The sequence below is a fragment of the Teichococcus globiformis genome (genome assembly GCF_042646265.1).
GTDB classification, from domain to species: Bacteria; Pseudomonadota; Alphaproteobacteria; order Acetobacterales; family Acetobacteraceae; genus Pseudoroseomonas; species Pseudoroseomonas globiformis.
This window is the reverse complement of record NZ_JBHRTN010000004.1, coordinates 279,430-305,512: the sequence shown is the minus strand read 5'-3', so window position 1 is coordinate 305,512 and position 26,083 is coordinate 279,430. Positions and strand designations below refer to the sequence as shown.

Sequence of the window (26,083 nt, the reverse complement as noted above, 5' to 3'; positions counted from 1 at the left end):
CGACGAGGCAGGGTGCGGCTGGTTCGGCAGTACGGCGCTGTCCCTTGTTCTCGGAACACACGGCAGATCGGGCGCAACCGCCAATCAGGCCTATCTCTGCCACTTCAGCTCTGGATCCGCCTGCCTCAGTTCGGTTTCGGTGCGGACGGCGCTGGCGAAATGCCGGACAGGTTCGATGGGCTGAATAGCCGCCTATCGGCCTGTTTATCGTCCTGCCGCGGTTCTCGTGGCGCCTTGCTCAAGGGAGGCACTTCGGGCCTTCAGCGTGGCGCCGCGCCCTCGATCAGGGCCCGCCGAGCTCCGATGGCCTCGGCCAGGTGGTCCATCAGGACCCGGATGCGCGGTGTGTGACGCAGATCGGCGTGGGTCAGCACCCAGAGATCCGTGGCATGTGCCGGATCCGGCGGCGCCAACCGGACCAGGCGCGGTGACGCGTCACCGCTGAAGCAGGGCAGGTGGCCGACGCCCATTCCTGCCTCGATGCCCTGAGCGAGGCCCAGCACCGTGTCGAACCTTGCCGCCACCCGCTCTGGCGGGACGGTGGCCTGGGTGGCACGCACCACCTTGAGCCCGGCCAGATTCTCACCCAGGCATAGCCAATCGGTGTCCGGTGGAATCTGCGGCCGCGCAACGGCGCCGTACAGCGCCCACGCGATGCGGGCCACCCGCCGGCCAACCAACGTATGGGGTGGGTTGTCGCTGGCGCGCACGGCAACATCGGCATCGCGCCGCGAAAGGTTCAGGGCCGCATTGCCGGTCACCAGATCCAGCCGGATCGCCCGCTGCGCCGCGCGGAACTCGGCCAGGATGGGCAGCAGAAGGTGGGCGAGCAGGCTATCGCTGGTGGTCAGGCGCACCTCGCCAGACGGGGCGGCCGCCTGTCCGGCCAAGCGCCGGGTCACCGCCGCCATGTCCTGGTCCACCCGCGCGGCAAGGGCTGCCATCTCCTCGCCCGCCTGGGTCAGGGCATACCCTGTGCGGTGGCGTTCAAAGAGAGGCTGACCCAGTGCGGCTTCCACGGCGCGGAGGCGGCGGAAGGCCGTGGAATGGTCGATATCCAGCCTCGCCGCCGCAGCTGGCAGGTTGCGGGTGCTGGCCACGGCGTCGATCAGCCGAAGATCATCCCAGGACAGGGCGCGCGCGGAGCTTCTCATGATGCGTCATCATGCAAGATTGGATCTGTTAGGGCAATCGCGGCATTGCATTCTTGCAATCGCTTTGTCCTGTTCATTGGGCGGCGACAGGCGCATCTCTGGCGCAACGCGGAGCCAACGGGCTCCCTGCAGGAGACCTAACCATGTCGCAGAACGGCATCCACCACGTCACCGCCATTGCCGGCCAGGCACGCCGGAACCTCCATTTCTACACCCAGATCCTTGGGCTGCGGCTGGTGAAGAAGACGGTGAACTTCGATGATCCCGGCGCATACCATTTCTATTACGGCGACGCCGGCGGGCTTCCCGGCACCATCCTGACCTTCTTTCCCTGGGAGAATGCCGCTCCTGGCCGCGCCGGGGCGGGGGAGCTGCAGGAAACGGTGTTCCGCGTGCCGCAGGGCTCGATTGGCTTCTGGACGCAGCGTCTGGTGAACCAGGGAGCCGAGCGCACCACACTGTTCGGCGAGACGGTGCTGCGCTTCCGCGATCCGGACGGAATGCGTCTCGCGCTGGTGGGCTTGGCGGGCATCGAGGCCGAGCCCGCCTGGAGCGAAGGCGAGGTGCCGGCTGAGCATGCCATCCGCGGCTTCCACAGCGTTTCGCTGATGCTGGACAAGACGGAAGCGACCGGCGCCATTCTGGGCGACGTGTTCGGCTTCCGCGAGGTCGGGCGCGAGGGTGACGTGACGCGCTACGCCGTGGACGGCACGGCGCTGGGCGGCATTGTTGACCTGCGCGCCGTGGGCGGCTTCCTGCCGGCACGGCTGGGGCGCGGTTCGGTGCACCATCTGGCGTTCCGCGCCGCCAACGACGCGGCCGAGATGGAGATGGTGCGCAAGCTGGCGCAGAACCACGGCATCGTCACCACCGAGCAGAAGAACCGCGATTACTTCCGCTCGGTTTACTTTCGTGAACCCGGCCATGTGCTGTTCGAGATCGCGACGGACATCCCTGGCTTCGCCGTGGACGAGCCGGTTGAGCAGCTTGGCGCCGCGCTGAAGCTTCCGGCCTTTCTGGAAGGGCATCGCGCCCAGATCGAAGCGTCGCTGCCGGCGCTGGCTTGAAGGGGAGGCACAAATGACGGCCGTGGCCACACCCCGATTCGTTCATGTGCTGGAGCGGGGCGACAACCTCGCCCTGCCGCCCCTTTTGCTGCTGCATGGCACGGGGGGCGACGAGCATGACCTGCTGCCGCTGGGCCGCATGGTCACGCCAGGCGCGACGCTGATCTCGCCGCGCGGGCAGGTGCTCGAGAACGGCATGCCCCGCTTCTTCCACCGGCTCGCGGAGGGGGTGTTCGACGAGGCCGATCTTCGCCGCCGCACCGATGATCTGGCGAGTTTTGTTCAGGTGGTGCAGGCGGAGCAGGGTCTGCCGGCGCCGATCGCGCTGGGCTTCTCCAACGGCGCCAACATCGCGGCCTCGCTGCTGCTGCACCATCCCGGCCTGCTGCGCGGCGCGGCGCTGCTGCGCGCCATGATGCCCTACCGCGAGCCACCGGCGGCCCGGTTGGATGGTACGCCGGTGCTGCTGCTCTCCGGTGCCGCCGATCCCATCGTGCCGGCGGCCAACAGTGCGGCGCTGGCGGCGCTTCTGCAGGGCGGCGGCGCAGCGGTGACGCACCAGAGCCTCCCGGTGGGCCATGGGTTGTCGCAGATGGATGTGGGGCTGCTTCGCCAATGGCTTGGCTCAATCCAGGGGATGCGGTGAGTTGCCGCGCCCGATCCATGGTGGAAGGGCAGGCTGAAGGCTCATATCCATTGGCCCTGTGGCTTGGCACGAACTCTTTTGATCGGCTCGCTCGATGAAGCTGATCGTTAAAAATCATTTTGACGGCTCTCGGCACCTGCATACCCTGCTTCCGGGACCATCCAGGGGAGAGATGCCGACATGGATACGAACCAACCGAGCGGACCGCTGAGCTGCCCAATGAAGAAGCCGGGCGCCAAGCGTGCCTTGCTTGGCCGCACCAATCGCGACTGGTGGCCGAACCAGCTCTCGCTCGACATCCTCCACCAGAACGGGCTGTCGGGGAATCCGATGGGGGATGATTTCGATTACGCAGCCGAGTTCCGCTCGCTCGATTTAGCCGCGGTGAAGCGCGACCTGCATGCGCTGATGACCGACAGCCAGCCCTGGTGGCCCGCGGATTACGGGCATTACGGCCCCTTCCTGATCCGCATGGCGTGGCACAGTGCCGGAACCTACCGCACGGGCGATGGCCGCGGCGGCTCCTCCTCCGGCGCACAGCGCTTTGCGCCGCTGAATTCCTGGCCGGACAACGCCAACCTCGACAAGGCGCGACGCCTGCTCTGGCCGATCAAACAGAAATACGGCCGCAAGCTGTCCTGGGCCGATCTGTTCATTCTGGCCGGCAATGTGTCCATCGAATCGATGGGGGGGCCGGTGTTCGGCTTCGGCGGCGGGCGAGCGGACGTGTTCGAGCCGGAGAAGGACATCTACTGGGGCACCGAGGAGGAATGGCTCGGCCAGACCCGCATCGATCCCGCCAAGGAGATGGTGTTGGAAAGCCCGTTGGCCGCGATCCAGATGGGCCTGATCTACGTCAACCCCGAAGGGCCTGGCGGCGTGCCCGACGCCCAGGGATCGGCGCGCGACATCCGCGAGACTTTTGCGCGGATGGGCATGAATGATGAGGAAACGGTGGCGCTGACGGCGGGCGGCCACACCTTCGGCAAGTGCCACGGCGCGGGCGACGCGTCCAAAGTCGGCAAGGACCCGGAAGGCGCGGATGTGGCGCAGATGGGTCTGGGCTGGCAGAGCGGGCATGAGAGCGGCTTTGGCGACCACACCATCACCAGCGGGCTGGAAGGCGCCTGGACGCCGACGCCGACGCAGTGGGACGGTAGCTACTTCCACATGCTGCTCGACTACGAGTACGAGTTGGTGAAGAGCCCGGCCGGCGCCAAGCAGTGGCAGCCGGTCAACCAGAAGGCCGAGGACATGGCGCCCGGCGCGCACAGCCCCGACCGGCGCCTGCCGACCATGATGACCACCGCCGACATGGCGATGAAGGTGGACCCGGAATACCGCAAAATCTCTGAGCGGTTCCGCGACCATCCGGACCAGTTCGCCGACGCCTTCGCCCGCGCCTGGTTCAAGCTGACCCATCGCGACATGGGACCGAAGGTCCGCTACCTCGGCCCCGATGTTCCGGCCGAGGACCTGCTCTGGCAGGACCCGATCCCCAAGGCCGACTACGCGCCCATCGATGCCGCGGATGTGGCGGCGCTGAAGCGGAAGATCCTGGACTCCGGCCTCGGCACCGACGCGCTGGTGGCCACGGCCTGGGCCTCGGCGGCGACCTATCGCAACTCGGACCATCGCGGCGGCGCCAACGGTGCGCGCATCCGGCTGAGCCCGCAGAAGGACTGGGACGTGAACCAGCCTGACCGGTTGGCCAAGGTGCTGGGCGTGTTGGAAGGCATCAAGGCGGAGTTCGACGGCGCGGCTTCCGGCGGCAAGAAGGTCTCGATCGCCGACCTGATCGTGCTGGGCGGTACGGCGGCGGTGGAGAAGGCGGCGCGTGAGGCAGGGCACGAGGTCGAGGTGCCCTTCGCTCCCGGCCGCACCGATGCCTCGGCCGAGCAGACCGATGCCGAGAGCTTCGGTGTGCTGGAGCCAAAGGCCGACGGCTTCCGCAACTACCTGCAGGTCCCCTTCAACGTGCCGACGGAGGAGTTGCTGGTGGACCGCGCGCAGCTGATGGGCCTGAGCGCGCCGGAGATGGCCGTGCTGGTCGGGGGCCTGCGCGTGCTCGGCGCCAACCACAACAGCCAGAAGGAAGGCGTGCTGACCGATCGCCCCGGCCGGCTGACCAACGACTTCTTCGTCAACCTGCTGGACATGACCATCGCCTGGAAGCTGGCGGATGGCCATGCCGATGAGGTGTTCGTCGGAACGGACCGCAAGAGCCATGCGGAGAAGTGGACGGCGACGCGGACCGACCTGGCCTTCGGCTCGAACTCGCAGCTGCGGGCGCTTTCGGAAGTCTATGCCGCCGCCGATGCGGAGCGGAAGTTCGTCGACGACTTCGTCGCTGCCTGGGTCAAGGTGATGAACGCCGACAGGTTCGACCTGGCCAGCGCCTGAGAGCGAACGGGCGGCGGGGCAGGGGCGTCGCGCCTCTTCCCCGCTGGCCGGGCGGGCTATCGCTACCCGCCCGGCTGCGATTACCATCCCTCCCCGCAATGCCCGAGGCATGCATGGATGGCCGGAGCCGCGCCGGCACTGGCAGGGAGGTTTGACGCGAATGAAGATCGGATTCATCGGACTTGGCATCATGGGTCGGCCCATGGCCTCGCATCTCAAGGCGGCGGGGCATGAGGTCTTCATCCCCGAACGCGCCAGCCTGACCCAGGAATTGCGCGATGCGATGACCGTGTTGCCGGATGCGGCGGCGGTGGCGGAGGCCGCCGAGGTGGTGATCCTGATGCTGCCGGACACGCCGGATGTGCAAGCGGTGCTGTTCGGCCCGAAGGGCATCGAGCCGGCGCTGCGAAAGGGGCAGCTGGTGATCGACATGAGCTCGATCAGCCCGACCGAGACCAAGGGCTTCGCGGAGCGGGTGGGCCGCAAGGGATGCGACTACCTGGATGCGCCGGTGTCGGGCGGCGAGGTGGGTGCCAAGCAGGCCAGCCTGACCATCATGGTGGGCGGGCCTGAGGCGGCCTTTCAGCGGGCGCTGCCGCTGTTCCAGGCCATGGGCAAGAACATCACCCTGGTGGGCGAGAGCAATGGTGCCGGGCAGACCTGCAAGGTCGCCAACCAGATCGTCGTGGCCCTGACCATCGAGGCGGTGGCGGAGGCGCTGGTCTTCGCGAGCAAGGCGGGTGCGGATCCCGCCAAGGTGCGCCAGGCGCTGATGGGCGGGCTGGCCACCTCCCGCATCCTGGAACTGCATGGCGAGAGGATGATCAAGCGGACCTTCGATCCCGGCTTCCGCATCCGGCTGCACCAGAAGGACCTGAACCTGGCGCTGCAATCGGCCAAGGACCTGGGCATGGCGCTGCCGCACACCGCCTCCGCGCAGCAGCTCTTCTCGGCCTGTGTGGCGGAAGGGCATGCCGATCTCGACCACTCGGCCATGGTGCATGCCCTGGAGAATCTGGCCGCGCACAAGGTCTGACCGCAGGGCAGGGCTGGCAGCGCCAGCCCGTATCCCCCTCAGTGGTTGTCGCGCGGCACGGGCGATCCGCTGCGGCCCACCAGGAAGTCGAAATCGGCGCCCTGGTCGGCCTGCAGCACATGCCGCACGTAGAGGTTTGTGTAGCCGCGATCCATGGGCTCGGGCGGCGGTGTCCAGGCAGCGCGGCGCGTGGCGAGCTCGGCATCGTCGACATGCAGGTGCAGCGAGCCGGCCTTCACGTCGAGCGTGATGAGATCGCCGTTGCGCACGAGGCCCAGTGGGCCGCCCGCCGCCGCCTCCGGCGCCACATGCAGCACCACCGTGCCATAGGCGGTGCCCGACATGCGGGCATCGGAGATCCGCACCATGTCGCGCACGCCCTGCTTCAGGAGCTTCTGCGGCAGCGGCATGTTGCCCACCTCCGCCATGCCGGGATAGCCCCGCGGCCCGCAATTCTGCAGAACCATGATGCAGTCGGCGTCGATGTCGAGCGCCTCGTCATCCACCGCGTGGTGCAGCGCCTCGATGCTGTCGAACACCACGGCGCGGCCGGTGTGCTGCATCAGATGCGGCGAAGCGGCGGACGGCTTGATGACGGCGCCGTCCGGCGCCAGGTTGCCACGCAGGATGGCGATGCCCGCATCGGCCTTGAAGGGCTGCTCTATGGGGGTGATGACCTCCCGGTTCCAGCACTGGGCGTCCTTCACGTTGTCCCAGATGGTCTGCCCGTTGACCGTCAGCGCATCCCTGTGCAGCAACCCCTTCTCCGCAAGGTCGCGCAGCACCACGGGCAGGCCGCCGGCGTAGTAGAAGTCTTCCATCAGGAAGCGGCCTGACGGCATCAGATCCACCTGGCAATGCACGCCGCGCCCGAGGCGATCGAAGTCGTCCAGCGTCAGATCGACGCCGATGCGCCGCGCGATGGCGATCAGGTGCACCACGGCATTGGTGGAGCCGCCGATCGCGGCCAGGGTGCGGATGGCGTTCTCGAACGCCTCGCGCGTCAGGATCTTCGAGGGCGTCAGATCCTCGCCCACCATCTGCACGATGCGGCGCCCAGCCATGCGCGCCAACTCGTTGCGGCGCGCATCCACGGCGGGGATGGCGGCGTTGGTCGGCAGGCCGATGCCCAGCGCTTCCACCATGGAGGCCATGGAGGATGCAGTGCCCATGGTCATGCAGGAGCCGTGGCTGCGGTTCATGCCCGCCTCGGCCTCGTGGAACTGCTTCAGCGAGATCTCGCCGGCGCGCAACTGCTCGCTCATGGAAATGATGTTGGTGCCGGAGCCGATCATCTGCCCCTGGTACACGCCGCGCAGCTGCGGCCCGCCCGAAACGCCGATGGCCGGCAGGTCGGCACTGGCCGCGCCCATCAGCAGGGCGGGCGTGGTCTTGTCGCAGCCCATCAGCAGCACCACGCCATCGAGCGGATGGGCGCGGATGCCTTCCTCCACATCCATGGCGGCGAGGTTGCGGTACAGCATGGCGGTAGGCCGCATCGTCACCTCGCCCAGGGAGGAGACGGGGAACTCCAGCGGAAAGCCGCCGGATTCCAGCACGCCGTAGCGGACATGCTCGGCGATGGTGCGGAAATGGCTGTTGCAGGGGTTCAGCTCGGACCAGGTGTTGCAAATGCCGATCACCGGCTTGCCTTCGAACTGGTCCTGCGGAAAGCCCCGGTTCTTCAGGAAGGAGCGGTAATAGAAGCCCATCTTGTCCTGCCGGCCGAACCAGGCCTGGCTGCGCAAAGTCTTGTCGCCCTTCTTCATTGGCGCCGTTTCCGTTCCGTTGGTTCATGTTGCGCCGGGTGGCAGGCCGGCGGGCTATCTCACTAAGGCACGGTTCAGCACGGCGATCCATCCTGCATGTTGTCAGGTGGAGCGAGCCCGAACTCCCCGCGTGGTCCGTCGCTGCACATCCATGCCCCGCCCGCGTGGCGGACATGCACCGTTCCAGCGCATGACGACTTTACAGCCCCAAAATACGGACATTTAATATCCGTATTGTAAAACCTTAAGAACAGGAGCCTTTCATGACCCAGCGCCTCGACTACGCCCGGCAATCCCCTGAGCTGTTCCGGAAGATGGCCGAGCTCTCCATGACGGTGAAACACGGTGCCATCGAGAAGAGCATCCTTACGCTGGTTGAGATCCGTGCCTCCCAGCTGAATGGCTGCGCGTTCTGCCTCGACATGCATGTCAAGGAAGCCAAGATCCAGGGTGAGCGCGAGCTGCGCGTTCATCATGTTTCTGTATGGCCGGAGTCGCCCCTTTTCAGTCCCCGCGAGCGGGCCGCACTGGCCTGGGCCGAGGCGTTGACGAAGCTTTCTCCATCAGGCGTGCCGGATGCTCTCTACGAGCAGGTGCGCGGCCAGTTCTCCGAGAAGGAGATCGCCGATCTGACCTTCGCGGTGATGACGATCAACGCCTGGAACCGGGCGGCCATCGCTTTCCGCAGCCAGCCGGGATCAGCCGACCGGCTCTACGGGTTGGAAAAGGCCGAGCTGTCCTGACCACATGTGGCCGCCGCACACCGTCGGGCACGGCCGAACCCGGCAGGATCCTGGACCGGGCGGGGTATTGTCAGCCCGCGCGGTCGAGAAGCCAGTTCTGGGAACGCGCCAGAACGTCACCTGGCACAGTGCGGGCCAGTTCGCCGCTGAGATCGTGCAGGCTGACCGAGGCAAGCGAACGACGCCAGGCCTCGTCGGCCTGCCACATGACCCGCGCAATGGGGCAGGGGCCGTCATCGCAATGGCCGCGCGGTCGGCAAGGATTGTTGGCGCGGATGTTGGCGCAAAGGAAGGTGGATTTCCGGCCTTCCACCGCTTCGACGATGTCGAGGAAGCTGACGGCGGCGGGTGACCTAGCGAGCCGGTAGCCCCCAGCAGCCCCCGGCGTCGTCTCCACCAGCCCGGCGCGCGACAGGCTTTGCAGGGCCTTGGATAGATATTCCTTGGGCACTCCATGGAACTCGGACAAGGCCTTGGTCGACAGGAAGCGCCCATCCGGCAAGGAACACATCACGGCGCAGCAATGCAGCGCCCACTCCACCTGGTTCTTGAGATTCATGGCCGGGACATCGCGAAAACAAGGACATAGAGTATCCTTGATCTGCCCATCGTCAAGGCCGTGACGCCAGTGCCATGCCGGTCCTGCCGCCGTCTGCACGTCGTGGGCGCCGACAGCCACTCCGCGATTGACAGCCCGGACAGCCCAGCCCAGCCTTTCCCCTGCCCAGGCAGAGGCTGTGGCGCTTCCTTTCAGAAGCGCTGGACAAGAAAGGAAACGGGGTGGAACGACCAGGCATGGAGTCGGTGGCGGATGATGCCGCCGGCTGGCCCGACGCGCTCTTCGCGCTGCTCAAGACCCACAACATCCGCCAGGTCGCCTATGTGCCCGACGCCGGTCATGGACAGCTGATCCGCCGCTGCCAGGAGGATGGCGGGATCCGCGCCATCTCCCTGACCACGGAGGAGGAGGGCATCGCCCTGATGCTGGGCGCGTGGCTGGGTGGCGAGCGCGGGTTGCTCCTGATGCAAAGCTCGGGCGTTGGCAATTGCATCAACATGCTGTCGCTGTCGGTGCTGCACCGCACGCCCATGCCGATGCTGGTCACCATGCGCGGCGATTTCGGCGAGTTCAATCCGGCGCAGGTTCCGATGGGCAATGCCACTCAGACCGTGCTGGAAGCGATGGGTACGCTGGTGCGCCGAGCCGACTCCCCGGCCGACGTGGTGCCGGTGGCCGATGCCACGATCCGCATGGCCTTCAACACCTTCCGCCCCACCGCGACCTTGATCGGCCAGCGGGTGCTGGGCGCCAAGACGTTCGGGAAGGATTGAGCATGTCGGGCCATTCCCCAATCCTTCTGCGCCGCCGCAAGGTGGTGCCGGCCCTGCTGGCCGATCGCGACGGGTTGCTGGTTATCGCCAGCCTCGGCGCGGCCGCCTGGGACATCACGGCGGCGGGCGACCATCCGCGCAACCTGCCGCTCTGGGGCGGCATGGGTGGGGCGGCGATGATCGGCCTGGGCTTGGCGCTGGCACGACCGGAACTGCCCGTGCTGGTGATCGTCGGCGATGGCGAGATGCTGATGAGCCTGGGCGCCATGGCCACCATCGCCGTGGCGCGGCCACCCAATCTCTCGGTGGTGGTGCTGGACAACGAGCATTACGGCGAAACCGGCATGCAACCGACGCACACCGGTGCCGGGGTCGATCTGGCCGGCATGGCGCGCGCGGCCGGCATCCCCCGCGTGCCGGAGGTGCAGAGCATGAACGATGTCGCCGCGCTGCGCCGGGCGGTGCACGATTGCGCCGGCCCGCTCTTTGCGCAGGTCAAGGTGGATCCGGAAACGCTGCCGCTGGTGCTGCCGCCGCGCGAGGGCGCGATCCTGCAGGCGCGGATGCGGGAGTCGCTGATGGGCCCGCAGGCCCATCTGGCCTGAGTCGCGGCCGAAAGGAGGAGACATCATGCCGGAACAGATCCGCCGTCTGGCCTTTGTCGGCATTGGCAACATGGGTTGGCCCATGGCGCAGAAGCTGCTGGAAGCGGGCTTCGAGTTGACCGTGGCCGATGCCGTTCCGGGACGCGCCGCGCGGTTCGCCGGCGAACTGGGCGGCCATGCGGCGGCGGATGCGGCCGAAGCGGCCGCCGGGGCCGATGCCCTGATCACCATTCTGCCCACCAGCCGGCATGTTTCGGATGTTGTGGAGGAAGTGGCGGGGCATCTGCCGCCGGGCGCGCTGTTCATCGAAATGTCATCGGGTTCGCCGGAGGTGACGCGCCAACTCGCGACGCGCCTGTTGGAAGGCGGTGTGGACATGATCGACTGCCCCGTCTCGGGCGGTGTGCCACGCGCCCGCAGCGGCGAGCTGTCCATCATGGCGGGCGGCGACGTGGCGGCGCTGGATCGCGCGGAGCCGGTGCTGCGCGCCATGGGCACCACCATTCATCGCTGCGGCGGCATCGGCGCCGGGCAGGCGATGAAGGCGCTGAACAACCTGGTTTCCGCGGGAGGCTTCCTGATTGGCGTCGAGGCCATGCTGGTTGGGCAGAAATTCGGCCTCGACCCGGCGCTGATGGTGGAGGTGTTGAACGCCTCGACCGGAATGAACAACAGTACCCAGAAGAAGTTCCGGCAATTCGTGCTGTCGCGCCGCTTCGACGCCGGCTTTGGCCTCGACCTCATGGTCAAGGACCTCTCCATCGCACTGGAAGTGGCGCGGGAGAACGGTGTGCCCGTGCCCTTCGCCGCGCTGTGCCGCGAAATGTGGAGCAGCGCCGCCGGCATGCTGGGCCCTGGGCAGGACCATACGGCGCTCGCCCGCTTTTCCGAAGCTCTGGCCGGCACGGCACTCGGTGGCGGCAACGATCCGCCGCGTGACGGCTAACCATGTGGGAGGTGTTCGCACTGCGCTATGCGGAGCATGACCGGCTGGGGCGGGATAATTACCTGTTGCCCGCCGATCCGCATGACGCTCTGATGCCCATGGACTATTTCATCTGGCTTCTGCGGGCCCACGACGGACGCGAGATCGTGGTCGATACCGGCTTCTCGCCCGCCATGGCGGCACAGCGTGGCCGCCGCTTGGTCCGAACGGTGGACGCGGCGCTGCAGGACGCCGGTGTGCGGGCGGACGCTGTGCAGGACGTGATCCTGACGCACCTGCACTATGACCACGCAGGCAACCTGCCGCTGTTTCCCGCGGCCCGGCTGCATGTGCAGGATCGCGAGATGGCCTTCGCGACGGGGCGGAACATGTGCTTCGCCTGCATGCGTCATGCCTTTGAGGTGGATGATGTTGTGGCCATGTTGCGCGCCGTTTATGCCGGCCGGGTGCATTTCCACGATGGTGACAGCGAAGTAGCGCCGGGCCTGACGCTGCACCGCATCGGCGGACATACCGACGGACTGCAGGCGGTGCGGGTAAGCACAGCACGGGGCGATGTGGTGCTGGCCAGCGACGCCGCGCATTTCTACGGCAACATGGAGCGTGAGAACCCGTTCCCCATCGTGTTCGACATGGGGGCAATGGCGCAGGGCTGGCGCCGCTTGAAGCAGCTGGCGGGGGGCGACGAGCGGCTGATCGTGCCGGGACACGATCCGGAGGTCCGCCGCCGCTACCCGGCAGCATCTGCCGGAAGCGGGGAAACGTTCTGCCTGCATCTGGAGCCGGCCTGCTGAAGGTTTCATGGCGGGCTGAGCACCGCGGGGCCCGGCGAACCCCCGATCGGTAGGCAGCCACCGGCCAGCGGGGTAGAAGGGCAGTCCGGCCGGCCGAGCCGCCGGCACCGCTGCTGAACGGACTGGACCATCCGCCATGAATGCTGCTTTTCCTGCCGAGGCCCTGGGGCGCGCCGTGGCCGCCACGCGCGGCCTTGTTGACGGGTTGTTCAATACGCTGCGCGAGGCGACGCCCGGCCATCCCGGCATTACCCGTCCCCCCTACGGCGAGGGCGAGGAGTTCGCTCACCGGCTGCTGGCCGATCGCGCCCGGGAGCTGGGGCTGGAGGTTCGGCAGGATGCGGCGCTGAACACCTATGTCACGCTGCCGGGGCGCGACCGGGCGGCGCGCGCGTTGATGACCGGGTCGCATCTCGACAGCGTGCCGCAGGGCGGCAATTTCGACGGTGCCGCGGGAGTGGTGGCCGGGCTCGCCGCGCTGGTGGCCATCCGAGAGGCGGTGGGCGTTCCGCCCCAGGACCTCACCGTGATGGCCATCCGCGCGGAAGAAAGCGTCTGGTTCCAGGTCTCCTACATCGGCAGCCGCAGCGCGTTCGGCATCCTGCCAGAGGGCGTGCTGGACAGTGCGAAACGCATCGACAGCGGCCGCAGCCTGGCCGAACATATGGCGGAACTGGGCGCCGATGTGGATGCGCTGCGGCGGGGCCAGCGCTACCTGGACCCGGCCCGCATCGGCGGCTTCGTGGAATTGCATATCGAGCAGGCGCCGAGCCTGCTGGAGGCAGGCGTGCCACTGGGCATCGCCACCGCCGTGCCCGGCAATTTTCGCTATCCCGACATCACCATCTCGGGCGAGCAGGCGCATGTCGGCCTGCCACGCCGCTTCCGCCATGACGCCGCGCTGGCGGGCGCCGATTTCGCCACCGCGCTGGACCGCATCTGGGCCGATCACGAGGGCCGCGGCATCGCCATGGCGGCCACCATCGGCCGCTTCCACACCGATGCGGCGATCCACGGGATGACGTCGGTGCCGGGCCGGTTCCTCATGAGCCTCGACGTCCGGGCCTACGATGCCGCGGTGCTGGCGGCGCTGGAAAAGTCCGTGCTGGCGCTGGTTCCCGGGATCGAGGCGGCACGCGGCGTCCGCTTCGATCTTGGCGCGCGGGCCAGTGCGCCGGTCGGTCCGGCGGCGCCGGCGATCCAGGCGGCCCTCGGGCGCCATGCCGATGCCGGCGGCATTGCCTGGCAGAAGCTCGGCAGCCCGGCTTCCCACGATGCGGCCACCTTTGCGGCGCTGGAGGTGCCGATGGGCATGATCTTTGTGCGCAACCGTAATGGCAGCCACAATCCGGACGAGGCGATGGAGGTCGATGACCTGATGCACGGCATTGCCGTGCTGGCTGCCTGGATGGCGGACGCGCCCTGAACCTAGCTTCTTGAGAGAGCTCTGCCCTCTCAAGACGTCTGGCCGGGGATACGATTTCCGGCCCGCGGGGTTGACTGACCGTTGCGCTACGGCCGGCATGTCGCCGGGGCTGGAAACGCGCCGGTGAAGAAGGCCGGGGACGGCCACCGCCCCTCCCGTTTGACGCTGGCGTCGGCCAGCGACAGGATGCCTCGCAAAACCATCGAGGACATCGTGCCAGCCAACGCTTCCAGAGCCCCGGGTCAAGCAGCACTGATCGCCCTGGACTGGGGCACTTCCAGCCTCCGCGGCTTTCTTCTGGATGCGGCGGGTACGGTGCTGGAGCAGCGAGCCAGCCCACATGGCATCACCAATCTGCCTGAACCGGGCGAGGCCGGATTTGAAGCCGCCTTTTCCGGGCTTTGCGGCGAGTGGCGCGGCCAGCACCCCGGCGTGCCGGTGGTGGCATGCGGCATGGTCGGCAGTGCCCAGGGCTGGAAGGAAGCGCCTTATGCCAACTGCCCCGCCGATGCCCGCCTGCTGGCCAGCAAGGCCGCCGAGATCCGCGCCCGGGATGGGTCCCGCATCCTGGTCGCCCCCGGCCTGACCTGCCGCGAGGCGGACATGCCCGACGTGATGCGGGGTGAGGAGATCCAGGTCGCCGGCGCGCTGTTCACCCATCCGCAGCTGGCGGAGCACAGCCTGCTGGTGATGCCCGGCACCCATTCCAAATGGGTGACGGTGGAAGGTGGACGCATCACCCGCTTCGCGTCGCACATGACGGGCGAGGTGTTCGCCGTGCTGCGTCGCCATTCCATCCTGGGGCGCCTGATGCCGGAAGAAGCGGCGCCGCCCGACACAGCGCGGGCGGCTTTCTCGCGTGGTTTGGCCATGGGCGCCGACGGGGGGCCAGGCCTGCTGCACCAGATCTTCGCCACCCGCACGCTGGGCCTGACGGATGAGCTGCCGGGTGCCGCCCTGGGCGATTTCCTGTCCGGCCTGCTGATCGGGCATGAGGTGGCCGCGGGGCTGCGGGGCCGGGCGCAGTTGGATGCACCGATCGCGCTGATCGGCGAGCTGGCATTGTGCGAGCGTTATGCCGAAGCGCTGTCGCAGCGCGGCGTCAGCGCGGCCGCCATGCTGGGCAACACCGCTCCCGCTGGCCTGTTCCACTTCGCCACCGCCGCGGGGCTGCTGGCCGCGGCCCCGGAGATAACGGCATGACCCATACAGCTCTGGCCTCACGGCTCGACACGGCCTTCGCCGAACTGCCATTGGTGGCCATCTTGCGCGGGTTAAGGCCGGACGAGGCCGAGGCCGTGGCCACCTGCCTCTACGAGGCGGGCTTCCGGCTGATCGAGGTGCCGCTGAACTCGCCCGCTCCCATGGCCAGCATCGGCGCCATCCGCCGCCTGCTGCCGCCCGACGCACTGGTTGGCGCCGGCACCGTGCTGCGCGCGGCCGATGTCGGGCGACTGGCCGATTTGGGCGCGGAGCTGGTGGTGATGCCGCATGCCGATACGGCGGTGATCTCTGCGGCCGCACGGGCGGGGCTGGTCTGCGTGCCGGGCGTCGCGACGCCGACGGAGGCCTTTGCCGCGCTGGATGCTGGTGCCTCGGCGCTGAAGATCTTTCCGGCCGAGATGGTGGCGCCGCCGGTGGTCAGGGCCATGCTGGCCGTGCTCCCGCGCGGCACGCGGCTGCTGCCCGTGGGTGGTATCACGCCTGACACCATGGGTCCCTTCCACGCGGCGGGCGCGGCCGGGTTCGGCCTGGGCTCGGCGCTCTTCAAGCCGGGCATGACCACGGCGCAGATAGGCGCCGCGGCACGTCGCTTCACCGATGCCTGGAACGGACTGCGGCCGCGCTGACCCTGGTTGACAGATGAGCGTGGCCGATGAGCCCTGGCGCCCTGCCACGCCAGCAGCAGCACGGGAGCTGCCGCAGTCCGGGGCGCAGCTTTGGCTGTGCCCGCTGGATGACGACTGCAGCGAGGCGGGGGCGGCACTGCTCGATGCCGGGGAACGCCGGCGCGCGGCGGGCTTCCGCACGCCCCTGCTTCGGGCGCGCTTCATCGCAGCCCATGCGGCGCTGCGATCGCTGGTCGGCGCGGCGCTTGACCGCCCGCCGGCCGATCTGCGGCTGGTGGCCGCGACCGGCGGAAAGCCGGAGCTGGCACCCGGCCAGGGCGAACTCCACTTCAACCTTTCGCATAGCGGTGGATGGGCGCTCATCGGCCTGTCCACAAGATGGGCGCTCGGAGTGGATGTCGAACTCGTCCGCCCGGATCCGCCACTGCAAGTGTCGTCGATGGCGTTCTCGGCGCGCGAGAAGGCGGTGCTGGAAGCTCTGCCGGCGTCCCGCAAGGGCTCATTCTTCTATGCGGCCTGGACGCGCAAGGAAGCCCTGGCCAAGGCCACCGGTCAGGGCATGGCCACCAATTTCCGCGCCCTCGACGTGGCGGATGGCTGGGCGGAAGGCGGTGGCGAGGTACGTGCCGCGGCGCTGGACGGGCCTCCATCGCTTTGGCGTTTCCACCCCCTGCCGCCGCTGGACGGCGCGGCTGTGGCGCTCGCGCTGCCGGCTCTGGAGGGGGTGGTGGAGTGCCTGCTGCTGCGGCCGGCCTGAGCCCATCGTCTGGACAGGCGGCGGCGATCCGGCACACTCGCCCGGCCTGCGCCAAGGAGGCGCATGACAGCCGGGGAGGGCAGCATGTCGGGCATGGGTCGCCGGGTACAGGCCGGCATCTTCACCGCCGGCTTCGCCGGGCGCCGGCCGCCCGTGCCGGTGGCGGCGGAGCGGCTGGAACTGGCCGGCCTGGCGGCGATGCGGCCGCGTGCACGCGCCTATGTGGGCGGGGGCGCCGGAATGGAGCGCACGATGGCCGCCAACCGCGCTGCCTTCGACCGGGTGCACATCCTCCCCCGCATGCTGCGCAACGCGGCCCGCCGCGATCTTTCTGTGGAGTTGTTCGGGCGCCGGCACGCCCTGCCATTCCTGCTGGCACCTATCGGGGTGTTGGATATGGCGCATCGGGGCGCCGACCTCGCCGCCGCCAGGGCGGCCGCCGCCGAGGGAGCGGGCTTTGTCGCCTCCTCGCAATCCTGTTTCCCTATGGAGGCCATCGCGCAGGCCGCAGCCGCCGGGCCACGCTGGTTCCAGCTCTACTGGTCGTCGCGCGACGCGCTGACCGAAAGCTTTTTGCGCCGCGCCGAGGCGGCCGGCTACGAGGCGGTGGTGGTGACGCTGGACACCACCCAGCTCGGCTGGCGGCCGCAGGATCTGGATGGTGCCTATCTGCCGTTCCTGCGCGGCCGCGGCATCGCCAACTACCTGTCGGACACGGTGTTCCGCGACCTGCCGTTCGAGGACGCCAATCCTGGCGAGCGCGCCCCTATCGGACCGGGCGCCGTGGCCTCGGTGGCGGAGATGCTGCGTGCATGGCCCGGCGGACCCCTGCGCGGCCTGTTGTCGCTGCCCGAGGCTGTGCGGGCGGTGCGGCGCTTCATCGCACTGTATTCCCGGCCGGATCTGTCCTGGGAGGACCTGCCGTTCCTGCGCCGGTGCACGCGCCTGCCGATCCTGCTGAAGGGGGTGCTGCACCCGGAGGATGCCGCGCGCGCAGCGGCGGTCGGGATGGACGGGCTGATCGTTTCAAACCATGGCGGGCGGCAGGTGGACGGCGCGGTGGGGGCGCTGGATGCGCTGCCCGGCGTGGTGGCGGCGGTGGGGAATCGCATGCCCGTGCTGTTCGACAGCGGGATCCGCGGCGGTGCCGACATTGTCAAGGCGCTGGCCCTTGGGGCGCGGGCGGTGCTGCTGGGTCGTCCCTATGTTTACGGCCTCGCGCTGGATGGCGAGGCCGGGGTGCGGGCGGTGATCCGCCATCTGGCCGCCGAGCTGGACCTGACGCTCGGCCTTGCCGGCTGCCCCTCCATCGCGGCGCTGGGGCCTGACACGCTGTGGCGCGAACCATTCTGAAAAGCTGCTTGACGAAGCTGCTGCAGCCTGATCTATTGCGAATAACTCGCAGTTGCAGCGAGGGCAGGCGGAACGCGGTTCTCTACCGTCCCACCGCGAACCGGATCCCGCATTCTCCCCCGGATCCGCCAGCCCCCGCCTCAACCGTGAGGATGCCGGTTCCAAGCTTGCAGGGGAAGCGAGGGACCGGTGGCGGACCGGGGCGGCCGGGCGCACTATGCGAACCGTCCGGCCAGACCGCGCCGTGCCCGAAGGGGGGCTCGGCCGGTGACCATCTTTGCGCGTGGGCAGGACGCGCAATCCCCGGTCCGCTTCCCCCTTCCTTTCCACATCGCGCGCAATCGGTCAGCATGGTCCCGAACCGGGGGAGGGGCGGCATGCGGCTGATTTGCGTCGATTGCGGGCATACGCATCCCCCGGCCCTGAGCTACGCCTGCGAAGCCTGCGGTGGCATCCTCGAGGTGCAGGGCGAAAGCGGCCTGGAACCGCCACGCGAAGTGGCGCTGCTGGCTTCCATGTGGCGCCACGCTGGGCGGCTCTGCATCAACGATCCGGCCAACATCGTATCCCTGGGGGAGGGGCTGACCCCGATGCGCCGCGCGCCGCGCATCGAGGCGGCGCTGCCCGGCTTCCACGGTGAGGTCTGGCTGAAGGACGAAACGCGCAACCCCAGCGGCTCCTTCAAGGACCGGCTGGTCAGCGCCGGCATCGGCAAGGCGCTGGAACTGGGTGCGCGTGGCGTGATCTGCGCGTCCTCGGGCAACGCCGGCGCCTCCACCGCAGCCTATGCGGCACGCGCAGGCATGCCGGCGATCATCGTGGTGCCGGCGCACACGCCCGCCGGCAAGCTGACACAGATCGCCGCCTATGGCGCAATCCTGCTTCTGGTCGAGGGGCATTACAGCCGCTCCTACGACCTTGCGCTTGGCTTGGCGCGGCAGGCAGGCTTCGCCAACCTGACCACCACCTTTCTCAATCCCTGGGCGGTGGATGCGCTGAAGCTTACGGGGTTGGAGATCTTCGAGCAGCTTGGCCGCGTCGCGCCCAGCCACGTGCTGATCCCGACCGGCAGCGGGCCATTGGTGAAGGGCGTAGCGCAGGGCTTCACCGAGACCGGAGCGACGCCGAAGCTTGTCGCCGTTCAGGCCGAGGGCTGCGCTCCCATCGTCCGCGCCTTCGAGGCCGGCGCCGAGGCCGTCACCGCCTGGGACACGCCGCGCACCATCGCCTCGGGAATCAGCGATCCGCTGATCGGCTATGAGCGGGATGGCAGCTACACGCTGAAGCTGGTGCGAAGGAGCGGCGGCTTGGCCGTCTCCGTCAGCGACGCCGCCCTGCGCGACGCCATGCGCGACCTGGCGCGGCTGGAAGGCGTGTATGCCGAGCCCACCGGCGCCAGCCCCCTGGCCGCTCTGCGGCGCCTTCTGGCGGAAGGGCGCATGCCGCCCGATGCGCGGGCCGTTTGCATGATCACCGGCCATGGCTTCAAGGATGGCGCGGCATTTGCCGACATGCCGGCGCGCACCCACCGCGTCGCCGATCCGGCGGATGTTGCGGCAGTGGCGCGGCTCTGCGACCACGCGATGGCGGAACAAGGATAGACTGGACATGCGGATCACCATTCTGGGCGCGGGCATCATCGGCACCGCTTCCGCCTACTGGCTGATGCGGGCGGGCCACCAGGTGACCGTGCTGGAACGGCGTGAGGGTGCCGGACTGGAAACGAGCTGGGGCAATGGCGCCATCATCCATGTCTCCTCCGTGCAGCCCTGGGCGGCGCCGGGGGTGCCCCTGAAAGTTTTGAAGTGGCTGGGGCAGGAGGATGCGCCGATGCTGCTGCGCCCGTCGGCCCTGCCGCGCATGTGGCGCTGGGGCCTGGGCTTCCTCATGGCATCGCGTACGGCGGCGCATGATGCCGGCGCGCTGGCCAATCTCGAACTGGCCATGCTTTCGGCGCGCTGCATGGCCGAGATCCGGGACGAAACCGGCGTGCAGTACGACTATGCCGGCAACAGCGTGATCAAGACCTTTGCTGCCGAGGCAGAATGGCTGGCCTCGGCGGCGGCGCACGAGGCGCTGATGCCGCATGGCCTGGAGGTGGAGCGGCTGACGCGCGAGCAGTGCATCGCCCGGGAGCCGGCGCTTGCCGCACGCGCAGACAAGATCGCCGGCGGCCTGTTCTTTCCGCAGGATGAAGTGGGCGACTGCAACAAGTTCAGCCAGGGTTTGGCGGAATGGTGCACGGCACGCGGTGCGGTCTTCCGCTTCGGCACGGAGATCCGCGACATCGTCCTGCGCAATGGCCGCGTCGCCGCAGTGGCGACCAGCGCGGGCGAGATCGGGACCGATGCCGTGGTGGTTGCCATGGGATCACACTCGCCCACCGTCCTGGGCAAGCACGGCATCAACGTGCCGATCTACCCGGTGAAGGGCCTGTCGGTCACGGCACCGCGCAGCGTCTGGCCCGAGGGGCCGCGGCACGCCCTGCTGGAGGATGGACGCAAATTCGCCTTTACCCCGTTGGGTGACCGCTACCGCATCGTGGGCTCGGCCGAGGTGGCCGACTTCGACACCACCCCGTCCCCGGTTCGCATCGGTGCGCTGATGCGCAGCGTCTGCTCGCTTTTTCCGGAGATGGAGGGGGCGGAGCGCGCGGAGGGGGCGGTGCAATGGGCAGGCCTCAGGCCGATGGTGCCGAATGGCCGCCCCTGGATCGGTGCCACGCGCATCCCGGGCCTCTACCTCAACACTGGTCATGGGCATACCGGCTGGACAATGGGGGCGGGTTCGGGCCGGCGGCTGGCCGAGATCGTGGACGGGCGCAGCAACGCGCCGGTCGCCGCGGTGGCGTGAGGCGGGCGCCGATGCGCGGCGCGTGACAACTGGCCGGATTCTTGCTCCCCTTTCCGGAAGGCTCGCCGAGCAAGGCAGAGTCGCGGGGCGAAGGGGATGACGATGGACCAGAATGACAGGCCGAGCCTGGAACGGCGCGGATTGTTCGGGGCCGGAATGGCGGGGGCGGCCATCGGGGGCGTGGCCGGCCTGCTCACGCCGAAGGCCGCCTCTGCCCAAACACCTGGCAGAAGCAAGTTGCACCAGATCAGGGAGCGCGGCCGGCTGATCGTCGGCACAGGCTCGACCAATCCGCCCTGGCACTTCAACGATGCCAGTGGCCAGCTGGTCGGCATGGATATCGACCTTGCGCGACTGCTGGCCAAGAGCCTGTTCGACGATCCCACCAAGGTGGAGTTCGTGCTGCAGGGCTCTGATGCCCGCATCCCGAGCCTCGTCACCGACAAGGTCGACATTGTCGTGCAGTGGATGACCATCACGCCGGGGCGTGCGCAGCAGGTCGAATTCACTATTCCGTATTACCGCGAGGGCGTCGGGCTCATGCTGCTCGCGCGCGGCGCGAAGCACGCCAATTACGAGGCGCTGAAGGCCGCCGGCTCCGCCGTCACGATCGGCGGCATGCAGAACGTGTTCCTGGAGGAGTGGATCCACAAGGCGCTGCCTCAGGCCAAGGTAGATGCCTTCGAGAGCCCGGATGCTGCCATGCAAGCGCTGAACGCGCGACGGATCGATGCGTCGATGCAGGATCAGTCGGCCATGCGCTGGCTGATGCAGCAGGCGCCGGGCCGCTTCGTGGATGCCGGCTATGGGTGGATGCCCAACTCCTACGCTTCGGCCGTCAAGCCGGGTGACCCCGTGTGGCTGAACTGGGTGAACACGGTGTACAAGGAGGCGATGATGGGCGTCGATTTCGACTACTTCGCCGCCTCCTACAAGAAGTGGTTCGGTATCGAACTGCCGACGCCCAAGGTGGGCTTCCCGACCGAGTTTGCCTGATCCTGACAGGGGGGAAGGGCAGGGGAGCCTTCCCCTGCCACGCAGGCCAAGGGGGGCGGAGGCTTGATCCAGTATTATTTCGACTGGTCCGTGATCACGCGCAACGCGGACAAGTTCATCGACGCCCTGCTGCTGGGGTTGGGCCTCGCCGTCGTGTCGCTGGCGATCGGCTGCTTGATCGGGCTGGTCACGGCCTATGCCAGGGTGTCGGGCAGGAAGTGGCTTTCCGGACCAGCCTGGCTGTATGTCGAGTTCATCCGTTGCATGCCGCTGCTGCTGCTGATCTTCTTCGTTTATTTCGGACTTCCGGAGTTCAACATCTCCTGGTTCGACAAAACGCAGAGCTTCATCCTGACGCTGTCGCTCTATGCCGGCGCGTACATGTCGGAAGTGTTCCGTGCCGGCCTGTCTTCCATCCCGAAGCAGTATGTGGAGGCTGCCAAGGCCATCGGCATGCGGCCCTGGCAGCGGCAGCGCTACGTCGTGCTGCCGGTGATGTTCCGCATCACCCTGCCGGCCATCAGCAACAACCTGATCTCCCTGTTCAAGGACACGTCGCTGGCCGCCGCCATTGCCGTGCCGGAACTGACCTTCGTGGCACGGCAGATCAACGCCAACACCTTCCGGGTCATGGAGGTCTGGCTCGCGGTCAGCGCCATGTACCTGGTCACCGCCTATCTGATCGCAACCCTGCTGCGCCTCGTCGAGCGGCGCTACGCCAGCATCCGCTGAAGGAGGCCGGTTGATGCTCGATTTCTCCATGACGCCAGGCGCCTTCGGCTTCGAGGCCTGGCAGGCGCGCTGGTCAATCCTGAACGGGCTGGGCGTCACCGTCGCATCCTCGGTCCTGACCATTCTCATCGCCACGCTGCTCGGCATCCTCTTCGGCGTGGCGTTGACCTATGGCTGGTGGTGGCTGCGCATGATGATCCGCCTCTACGTTGACGTGCTGCGCGGCATCCCGGTGCTGGTGCTGATCCTGTTCACCTATTACGGGCTGGCGCTGTTCGGCATCAATGTGCCGGCCTTCTGGGCGGGCGTCATCGCGCTTTCGGCCTTCGCCACGGCGCATATCGCCGAGACACTGCGTGGGGCTGTGGATTCCGTGCCGCGCGGGCAGATGGAGGCCGGCAAGGCCATCGGCCTGCGCTTCGTCCAGCGCCTCCGCTACGTGATCCTGCCGCAGGCCGTGCGACGCATGCTGCCGCCCTGGGTGAATACTTGCCTTGAGATCGTCAAGGGCACCACGCTGCTCTCCATTATCGGCGTGGTGGAGCTGCTGCTGGCCAGTCAGCAGATCATGGCGCGCAATTACCTGATCATCGACTTCTATCTTCTGGCCACGGTGCTCTACCTGATCCTCAACTTCACCATCGCGCAGATCGGCGGGCTGCTGGAGCGCCGCTTCTCCTACCTGCGCTACTGAGCGGAGCCGTTTGCATGAGCGACCAACCCCTGTTGCAGGCAACGGGCGTGCGCAAGAGCTTCGGCTCGGTGGAGGTGCTGAAGGGGATCGACCTGACGGTGCGTCAGGGGCAGGTGGTGTCGCTGATCGGCGCCTCGGGCTCGGGCAAGACCACCTTCCTGCGCTGCGTCAACCTTCTGGAGGAGCATGATGCTGGCGAGATTCTGCTGGATGGCGATCCGATCGGATACCGGGTCGACGGCGGGCGCCGCCGGCGCCTGAGCGAGGCGCGCGTTTCGGCGCAACGCGCCCGCATCGGCATGGTGTTCCAGCAGTTCAACCTGTTCCCGCATCTGACTGCGGAAGACAATGTCATGCTCGGCCTGACCAAGGTGCTGAACAAGCCGAAAGCGGAGGCGCGTGACATCGCCGGCCATTGGCTGTCGCGCGTCGGCCTGGCCGAGCGACGGGCGCACTATCCCTACCAGCTTTCCGGCGGGCAGCAGCAGCGCGTGGCGATGGCGCGTGCCGTGGCCATGGAGCCACGCCTGCTGCTGTTCGACGAGGTGACCAGCGCGCTTGATCCTGAATTGGTGGCCGAGGTGCTTCAGGTCATGCAGAAGCTGGCGGAGAGCGGCATGACCATGCTGGTGGTCAGTCACGAGATGCTGTTCGTGCGGGATGTTTCGCACCATGTCGTGTTCATGGATGGCGGGAAGGTAGCGCAGGCGGGAGCGCCCGCGGAGGTGTTCGACCGTCCCCAGAGCGAACGCCTGCGGAGTTTTCTGGGTCGATTCCACGGGATCTTCGGCAGCGCTGTTCGCTAAAGATCCGAAACGATCTGTCCCCGGACCCGTTCGCTTCCACAGGTGCGCCAATGGTGGCGTTGCCTGTGGCTCCGACCAGGGGATGCAATCCGGTCCTGGCGCGACACTGCTTCCGGAGGCAGGAGAATCCGCATGATCGAGCGCCGAATGGCCGCGTTGCTGCTGGCGGGTGCCACCCTGGCCGGGTGCAGCGCTGGTGCCGACACCACTCCGCCGCCGCTTGCGGCAACGCCTGCAGGTTCCAGGGCCCCCATGGGCCTGCATCTGGCGGCCTTGCAGGGTGGCGCCTTTCTGATGCAGACCGCGCAGCTCGGCGTCGGCCGCGCACGCAGCCCGGAGCTCCGTCGCTTCTGCGAGTTCGAAGCGAGCGAACAGCGGGGGCTGGTGCAAGCCATGGGCCTGGCCGGTCATGCCGTGACGGCGCCTCCCGCGCTGCCGCCGGCCAAGATGGCGATGGTGCAGGGCCTGTCGGATTCGCGCGGTGCCGCCTTCGACCGCATGCTGTTGGCGGCGCAGCAGCGAGGGCATAGCGAGGCTCTGGAAACCTTTGCGGCGTTGCGAGAGGCCGGCGGTACACCGGCTGACGGGGTTCTTGCGCTTCTGGCCGAAGACAGGATCCGCGAGCATCTCGCCATGTTGCAGATGCTGCGTGCGTGACCTGATCGCCTGTTTCCTTGCCCTGGCAGGAGGTCAGGGACGAAGATCTCCGTCATCCTCCAGCAAAATCAGGCACAATCAGTCTTGTATGGAGAGGCGCTGCTAGCCATTCTCAACCGCCTGGGATAAGGGTATGTGGGCGGATGATGGCAGGGTCGCATGTGGCGTTGGGGGCAGCCGCCTGGCTGGCCGCGGCGCCACTCTTTGCGCAGCCCGCTGTGGCGCCGCTACCGCTCGCCGTAGCGGCGCTGGGTGCGCTGATGCCCGATATTGATCATCCTTCCTCTTGGGTCGGCAAGCGGTGCCGGCCGTTTTCCCTTCTGCTGACGCGGTTGCTGGGGCACCGCGGCGCCACGCACTCGCTGCTGGCGGCGGCCGCGTGCTTCTGGCTGCTGTTGCGGCCCGAGTTACCGCTCACGCTCTCGGCCCCCTTCGTGGTGGGATACTTGTCGCATCTCGGGGCGGATTTGCTGACGCCGGGGGGGCTGCGCCTGGCCTGGCCGCTGAAGGGCACTTGGTCCTTGCCGCTGTGCCGCACCGGATCGGCGTTCGAGCCGCTGCTGGTGGCGATCATCCTGTCTTGGGCCTGGTCGGGTGCCGACGGGATGGAGCGCATGAAGGCAGGGCTGCGCGAGCTGGGCGTCTGCGAGCTGCCCTTCCAGACACCAGGGCTTTGCTCGCCCGGGCCCGCAGGGGCACGGCTGGCAGCCGTAGCCCGGCCATGAAACCGGCGGAGAGAGGAAGGCCACTGAAGGGGCGCCTGATCTCCCGCTGCGGAATCCTTCTGGGATCAGCCTCATGACCAACCCCAACACCTTTGAGAACAATCCCGCGAAACAGGCGAAATGGGATGCCCGGTACATCGGCCTCGCGCACCACATTGCGCAATGGTCCAAGGATCCGCGGGCGAAGGTGGGAGCGGTGCTGGTCAATCAGGCCTATGCGCGCATTGTTGCCACCGGCTTCAACGGGTTTCCCTCCAATGTCGAGGACAGCGCCGAGCGGCTCGAGAACAAGGCCCGCAAGCTGCAGATGATCCTGCATGCCGAGCAGAACGCACTGCTGCATGCCGGTCGTGACGCGCGGCACTGCGACGTTTACGTGGTGGGCAAGCCGGTCTGCAATGTCTGCGCCACCCTGCTGATCCAGTCGGGTGTGAGGCGCGTGGTGGCGGCGGCACCGCGGGCCGGAACCGAGAGCTACTGGGACAGGGTCGGGCTGTTGGCCATCGACATGATGCGAGAGGCCGGGGTCGACTTCATACCGATCTCCGGCAGCCAGCTGGATGCGATCGGCTTGAACCGCGACGAGGCCCGCAGCGCCGAGGATCCGTTCGCCGTGCATCAGGCCGAATTTGATTTCGGACTGTTCGAGCACGGCACGGAAGGACGTCGCGCCACATGACCCATGGTGCCGGCGACGGCCCAGGTGCAGCTTTCCCAGAGTAACGGCGTTGTAACGGAA

General features: G+C 67.9%; 26 protein-coding genes. 23 read left to right on the top strand and 3 right to left on the bottom strand.

Features of this window, described 5'->3' with window-relative positions:
* Nucleotides 1–260: 260 nt before the first annotated feature.
* Nucleotides 261–1,154 carry a LysR family transcriptional regulator gene (locus tag ACFOD4_RS03320; protein ID WP_379594282.1) on the bottom strand — a complete coding sequence of 298 codons (894 nt, stop codon included), beginning with the start codon at nt 1,152–1,154 and terminating at the stop codon, nt 261–263.
* A 143-nt stretch (nt 1,155–1,297) separates the two neighbouring features.
* On the opposite strand from ACFOD4_RS03320, the gene ACFOD4_RS03315 reads away from it, so the two are divergent.
* From ACFOD4_RS03315 to ACFOD4_RS03300, 4 genes are all read left to right on the top strand, one after another.
* Nucleotides 1,298–2,221 (top strand): ring-cleaving dioxygenase, encoded by a 924-nt coding sequence (locus ACFOD4_RS03315; RefSeq protein WP_379594279.1) that lies wholly within the window; start codon nt 1,298–1,300, stop codon nt 2,219–2,221.
* 13 nt (nt 2,222–2,234) lie between these two features.
* Complete coding sequence (locus ACFOD4_RS03310; protein ID WP_379594275.1) at nt 2,235–2,867, top strand: alpha/beta hydrolase; 633 nt, start codon at nt 2,235–2,237, stop codon at nt 2,865–2,867.
* Between the two features lie 180 nt (nt 2,868–3,047).
* The gene (katG, locus tag ACFOD4_RS03305) at nt 3,048–5,270 is read left to right on the top strand and encodes a catalase/peroxidase HPI (RefSeq protein ID WP_379594272.1); all 2,223 of its coding nucleotides are present in this window, start codon (nt 3,048–3,050) and stop codon (nt 5,268–5,270) included.
* A gap of 109 nt (nt 5,271–5,379) precedes the next feature.
* A complete protein-coding gene (locus tag ACFOD4_RS03300; protein ID WP_456316862.1) occupies nt 5,380–6,306 on the top strand; it encodes a 2-hydroxy-3-oxopropionate reductase in 927 nt (308 codons plus the stop codon).
* Nucleotides 6,307–6,344: 38 nt separating this feature from the next.
* Here ACFOD4_RS03300 and ACFOD4_RS03295 read toward each other — a convergent pair whose 3' ends face one another.
* Nucleotides 6,345–8,075 (bottom strand): IlvD/Edd family dehydratase, encoded by a 1,731-nt coding sequence (locus tag ACFOD4_RS03295; protein WP_379594252.1) that lies wholly within the window; start codon nt 8,073–8,075, stop codon nt 6,345–6,347.
* Between the two features lie 263 nt (nt 8,076–8,338).
* Between ACFOD4_RS03295 and ACFOD4_RS03290 the strand changes: the two genes are divergently transcribed.
* Nucleotides 8,339–8,818 carry a carboxymuconolactone decarboxylase family protein gene (locus ACFOD4_RS03290; RefSeq protein ID WP_379594250.1) on the top strand — a complete coding sequence of 160 codons (480 nt, stop codon included), beginning with the start codon at nt 8,339–8,341 and terminating at the stop codon, nt 8,816–8,818.
* 70 nt (nt 8,819–8,888) lie between these two features.
* On the opposite strand, the gene ACFOD4_RS03285 is transcribed toward ACFOD4_RS03290, so the two are convergent.
* Nucleotides 8,889–9,377 carry an RrF2 family transcriptional regulator gene (locus tag ACFOD4_RS03285; RefSeq protein WP_379594243.1) on the bottom strand — a complete coding sequence of 163 codons (489 nt, stop codon included), beginning with the start codon at nt 9,375–9,377 and terminating at the stop codon, nt 8,889–8,891.
* 221 nt (nt 9,378–9,598) lie between these two features.
* Here ACFOD4_RS03285 and ACFOD4_RS03280 point away from each other — a divergent pair, with 221 nt between their 5' ends.
* The 18 genes from ACFOD4_RS03280 to ACFOD4_RS03195 all read left to right on the top strand — a co-directional run bounded on the left by ACFOD4_RS03280 (nt 9,599) and on the right by ACFOD4_RS03195 (nt 26,023).
* Complete coding sequence (locus ACFOD4_RS03280; protein WP_379594241.1) at nt 9,599–10,150, top strand: phosphonopyruvate decarboxylase; 552 nt, start codon at nt 9,599–9,601, stop codon at nt 10,148–10,150.
* A gap of 2 nt (nt 10,151–10,152) precedes the next feature.
* Entirely contained in the window at nt 10,153–10,755 is a 603-nt protein-coding gene (locus tag ACFOD4_RS03275) for a thiamine pyrophosphate-dependent enzyme (protein WP_379594235.1), read from the top strand.
* 25 nt (nt 10,756–10,780) lie between these two features.
* Complete coding sequence (locus ACFOD4_RS03270) at nt 10,781–11,701, top strand: NAD(P)-dependent oxidoreductase (protein WP_379594230.1); 921 nt, start codon at nt 10,781–10,783, stop codon at nt 11,699–11,701.
* Nucleotides 11,702–11,703: 2 nt separating this feature from the next.
* Complete coding sequence (locus ACFOD4_RS03265; RefSeq protein ID WP_379594228.1) at nt 11,704–12,495, top strand: N-acyl homoserine lactonase family protein; 792 nt, start codon at nt 11,704–11,706, stop codon at nt 12,493–12,495.
* A 136-nt stretch (nt 12,496–12,631) separates the two neighbouring features.
* Entirely contained in the window at nt 12,632–13,921 is a 1,290-nt protein-coding gene (locus ACFOD4_RS03260; protein WP_379594226.1) for a hydantoinase/carbamoylase family amidase, read from the top strand.
* Between the two features lie 123 nt (nt 13,922–14,044).
* Nucleotides 14,045–15,124, top strand: a complete 1,080-nt coding sequence (locus ACFOD4_RS03255) for a 2-dehydro-3-deoxygalactonokinase (protein ID WP_379594209.1) — start codon at nt 14,045–14,047, stop codon at nt 15,122–15,124.
* A complete protein-coding gene (locus tag ACFOD4_RS03250; RefSeq protein ID WP_379594200.1) occupies nt 15,121–15,771 on the top strand; it encodes a 2-dehydro-3-deoxy-6-phosphogalactonate aldolase in 651 nt (216 codons plus the stop codon). Before ACFOD4_RS03255 ends, ACFOD4_RS03250 begins: the two co-directional genes overlap by 4 nt.
* Before the next feature lie 13 nt (nt 15,772–15,784).
* Nucleotides 15,785–16,528 (top strand): 4'-phosphopantetheinyl transferase family protein, encoded by a 744-nt coding sequence (locus tag ACFOD4_RS03245; protein WP_379594196.1) that lies wholly within the window; start codon nt 15,785–15,787, stop codon nt 16,526–16,528.
* Between the two features lie 63 nt (nt 16,529–16,591).
* Complete coding sequence (locus ACFOD4_RS03240) at nt 16,592–17,881, top strand: alpha-hydroxy-acid oxidizing protein (RefSeq protein WP_379594169.1); 1,290 nt, start codon at nt 16,592–16,594, stop codon at nt 17,879–17,881.
* A 377-nt stretch (nt 17,882–18,258) separates the two neighbouring features.
* A complete protein-coding gene (thrC, locus tag ACFOD4_RS03235; RefSeq protein WP_379594143.1) occupies nt 18,259–19,482 on the top strand; it encodes a threonine synthase in 1,224 nt (407 codons plus the stop codon).
* 7 nt (nt 19,483–19,489) lie between these two features.
* The gene (locus tag ACFOD4_RS03230) at nt 19,490–20,734 is read left to right on the top strand and encodes a D-amino acid dehydrogenase (protein WP_379594139.1); all 1,245 of its coding nucleotides are present in this window, start codon (nt 19,490–19,492) and stop codon (nt 20,732–20,734) included.
* Between the two features lie 102 nt (nt 20,735–20,836).
* Nucleotides 20,837–21,730: a transporter substrate-binding domain-containing protein gene (locus ACFOD4_RS03225; protein ID WP_379594137.1), complete on the top strand. Its 894-nt coding sequence runs from the start codon at nt 20,837–20,839 to the stop codon at nt 21,728–21,730.
* Between the two features lie 63 nt (nt 21,731–21,793).
* Complete coding sequence (locus ACFOD4_RS03220; RefSeq protein WP_456316861.1) at nt 21,794–22,462, top strand: amino acid ABC transporter permease; 669 nt, start codon at nt 21,794–21,796, stop codon at nt 22,460–22,462.
* A gap of 13 nt (nt 22,463–22,475) precedes the next feature.
* On the top strand, nt 22,476–23,156 hold the full coding sequence (locus ACFOD4_RS03215) for an amino acid ABC transporter permease (protein WP_379594134.1): 681 nt from the start codon (nt 22,476–22,478) through the stop codon (nt 23,154–23,156).
* Nucleotides 23,157–23,170: 14 nt separating this feature from the next.
* On the top strand, nt 23,171–23,962 hold the full coding sequence (locus ACFOD4_RS03210) for an amino acid ABC transporter ATP-binding protein (protein ID WP_379594120.1): 792 nt from the start codon (nt 23,171–23,173) through the stop codon (nt 23,960–23,962).
* A gap of 132 nt (nt 23,963–24,094) precedes the next feature.
* Complete coding sequence (locus ACFOD4_RS03205) at nt 24,095–24,619, top strand: DUF4142 domain-containing protein (RefSeq protein ID WP_379594099.1); 525 nt, start codon at nt 24,095–24,097, stop codon at nt 24,617–24,619.
* A gap of 143 nt (nt 24,620–24,762) precedes the next feature.
* Complete coding sequence (locus ACFOD4_RS03200; RefSeq protein ID WP_379594094.1) at nt 24,763–25,344, top strand: metal-dependent hydrolase; 582 nt, start codon at nt 24,763–24,765, stop codon at nt 25,342–25,344.
* Nucleotides 25,345–25,417: 73 nt separating this feature from the next.
* Entirely contained in the window at nt 25,418–26,023 is a 606-nt protein-coding gene (locus ACFOD4_RS03195) for a deoxycytidylate deaminase (RefSeq protein WP_379594091.1), read from the top strand.
* Nucleotides 26,024–26,083: the final 60 nt, after the last annotated feature.

Bases quoted from the DNA above. Each gene is read 5' to 3' on its own strand.
- ACFOD4_RS03215 (WP_379594134.1), top strand. From the start codon at position 22,476: ATGCTCGATTTCTCCATGACGCCAGGCGCCTTCGGCTTCGAGGCCTGG.
- ACFOD4_RS03290 (WP_379594250.1), top strand. From the start codon at position 8,339: ATGACCCAGCGCCTCGACTACGCCCGGCAATCCCCTGAGCTGTTCCGG.
- ACFOD4_RS03275 (WP_379594235.1), top strand. From the start codon at position 10,153: ATGTCGGGCCATTCCCCAATCCTTCTGCGCCGCCGCAAGGTGGTGCCG.
- ACFOD4_RS03265 (WP_379594228.1), top strand. From the start codon at position 11,704: ATGTGGGAGGTGTTCGCACTGCGCTATGCGGAGCATGACCGGCTGGGG.
- ACFOD4_RS03200 (WP_379594094.1), top strand. From the start codon at position 24,763: ATGATGGCAGGGTCGCATGTGGCGTTGGGGGCAGCCGCCTGGCTGGCC.
- ACFOD4_RS03210 (WP_379594120.1), top strand. From the start codon at position 23,171: ATGAGCGACCAACCCCTGTTGCAGGCAACGGGCGTGCGCAAGAGCTTC.
- ACFOD4_RS03315 (WP_379594279.1), top strand. From the start codon at position 1,298: ATGTCGCAGAACGGCATCCACCACGTCACCGCCATTGCCGGCCAGGCA.
- ACFOD4_RS03300 (WP_456316862.1), top strand. From the start codon at position 5,380: ATGCATGGATGGCCGGAGCCGCGCCGGCACTGGCAGGGAGGTTTGACG.
- ACFOD4_RS03245 (WP_379594196.1), top strand. From the start codon at position 15,785: ATGAGCGTGGCCGATGAGCCCTGGCGCCCTGCCACGCCAGCAGCAGCA.
- ACFOD4_RS03295 (WP_379594252.1), bottom strand. From the start codon at position 8,075: ATGAAGAAGGGCGACAAGACTTTGCGCAGCCAGGCCTGGTTCGGCCGG.
- ACFOD4_RS03320 (WP_379594282.1), bottom strand. From the start codon at position 1,154: ATGAGAAGCTCCGCGCGCGCCCTGTCCTGGGATGATCTTCGGCTGATC.
- katG (WP_379594272.1), top strand. From the start codon at position 3,048: ATGGATACGAACCAACCGAGCGGACCGCTGAGCTGCCCAATGAAGAAG.
- ACFOD4_RS03285 (WP_379594243.1), bottom strand. From the start codon at position 9,377: ATGAATCTCAAGAACCAGGTGGAGTGGGCGCTGCATTGCTGCGCCGTG.
- ACFOD4_RS03270 (WP_379594230.1), top strand. From the start codon at position 10,781: ATGCCGGAACAGATCCGCCGTCTGGCCTTTGTCGGCATTGGCAACATG.
- ACFOD4_RS03260 (WP_379594226.1), top strand. From the start codon at position 12,632: ATGAATGCTGCTTTTCCTGCCGAGGCCCTGGGGCGCGCCGTGGCCGCC.
- ACFOD4_RS03240 (WP_379594169.1), top strand. From the start codon at position 16,592: ATGACAGCCGGGGAGGGCAGCATGTCGGGCATGGGTCGCCGGGTACAG.
- ACFOD4_RS03205 (WP_379594099.1), top strand. From the start codon at position 24,095: ATGATCGAGCGCCGAATGGCCGCGTTGCTGCTGGCGGGTGCCACCCTG.
- ACFOD4_RS03230 (WP_379594139.1), top strand. From the start codon at position 19,490: ATGCGGATCACCATTCTGGGCGCGGGCATCATCGGCACCGCTTCCGCC.
- ACFOD4_RS03225 (WP_379594137.1), top strand. From the start codon at position 20,837: ATGGACCAGAATGACAGGCCGAGCCTGGAACGGCGCGGATTGTTCGGG.
- thrC (WP_379594143.1), top strand. From the start codon at position 18,259: ATGCGGCTGATTTGCGTCGATTGCGGGCATACGCATCCCCCGGCCCTG.
- ACFOD4_RS03195 (WP_379594091.1), top strand. From the start codon at position 25,418: ATGACCAACCCCAACACCTTTGAGAACAATCCCGCGAAACAGGCGAAA.
- ACFOD4_RS03250 (WP_379594200.1), top strand. From the start codon at position 15,121: ATGACCCATACAGCTCTGGCCTCACGGCTCGACACGGCCTTCGCCGAA.
- ACFOD4_RS03310 (WP_379594275.1), top strand. From the start codon at position 2,235: ATGACGGCCGTGGCCACACCCCGATTCGTTCATGTGCTGGAGCGGGGC.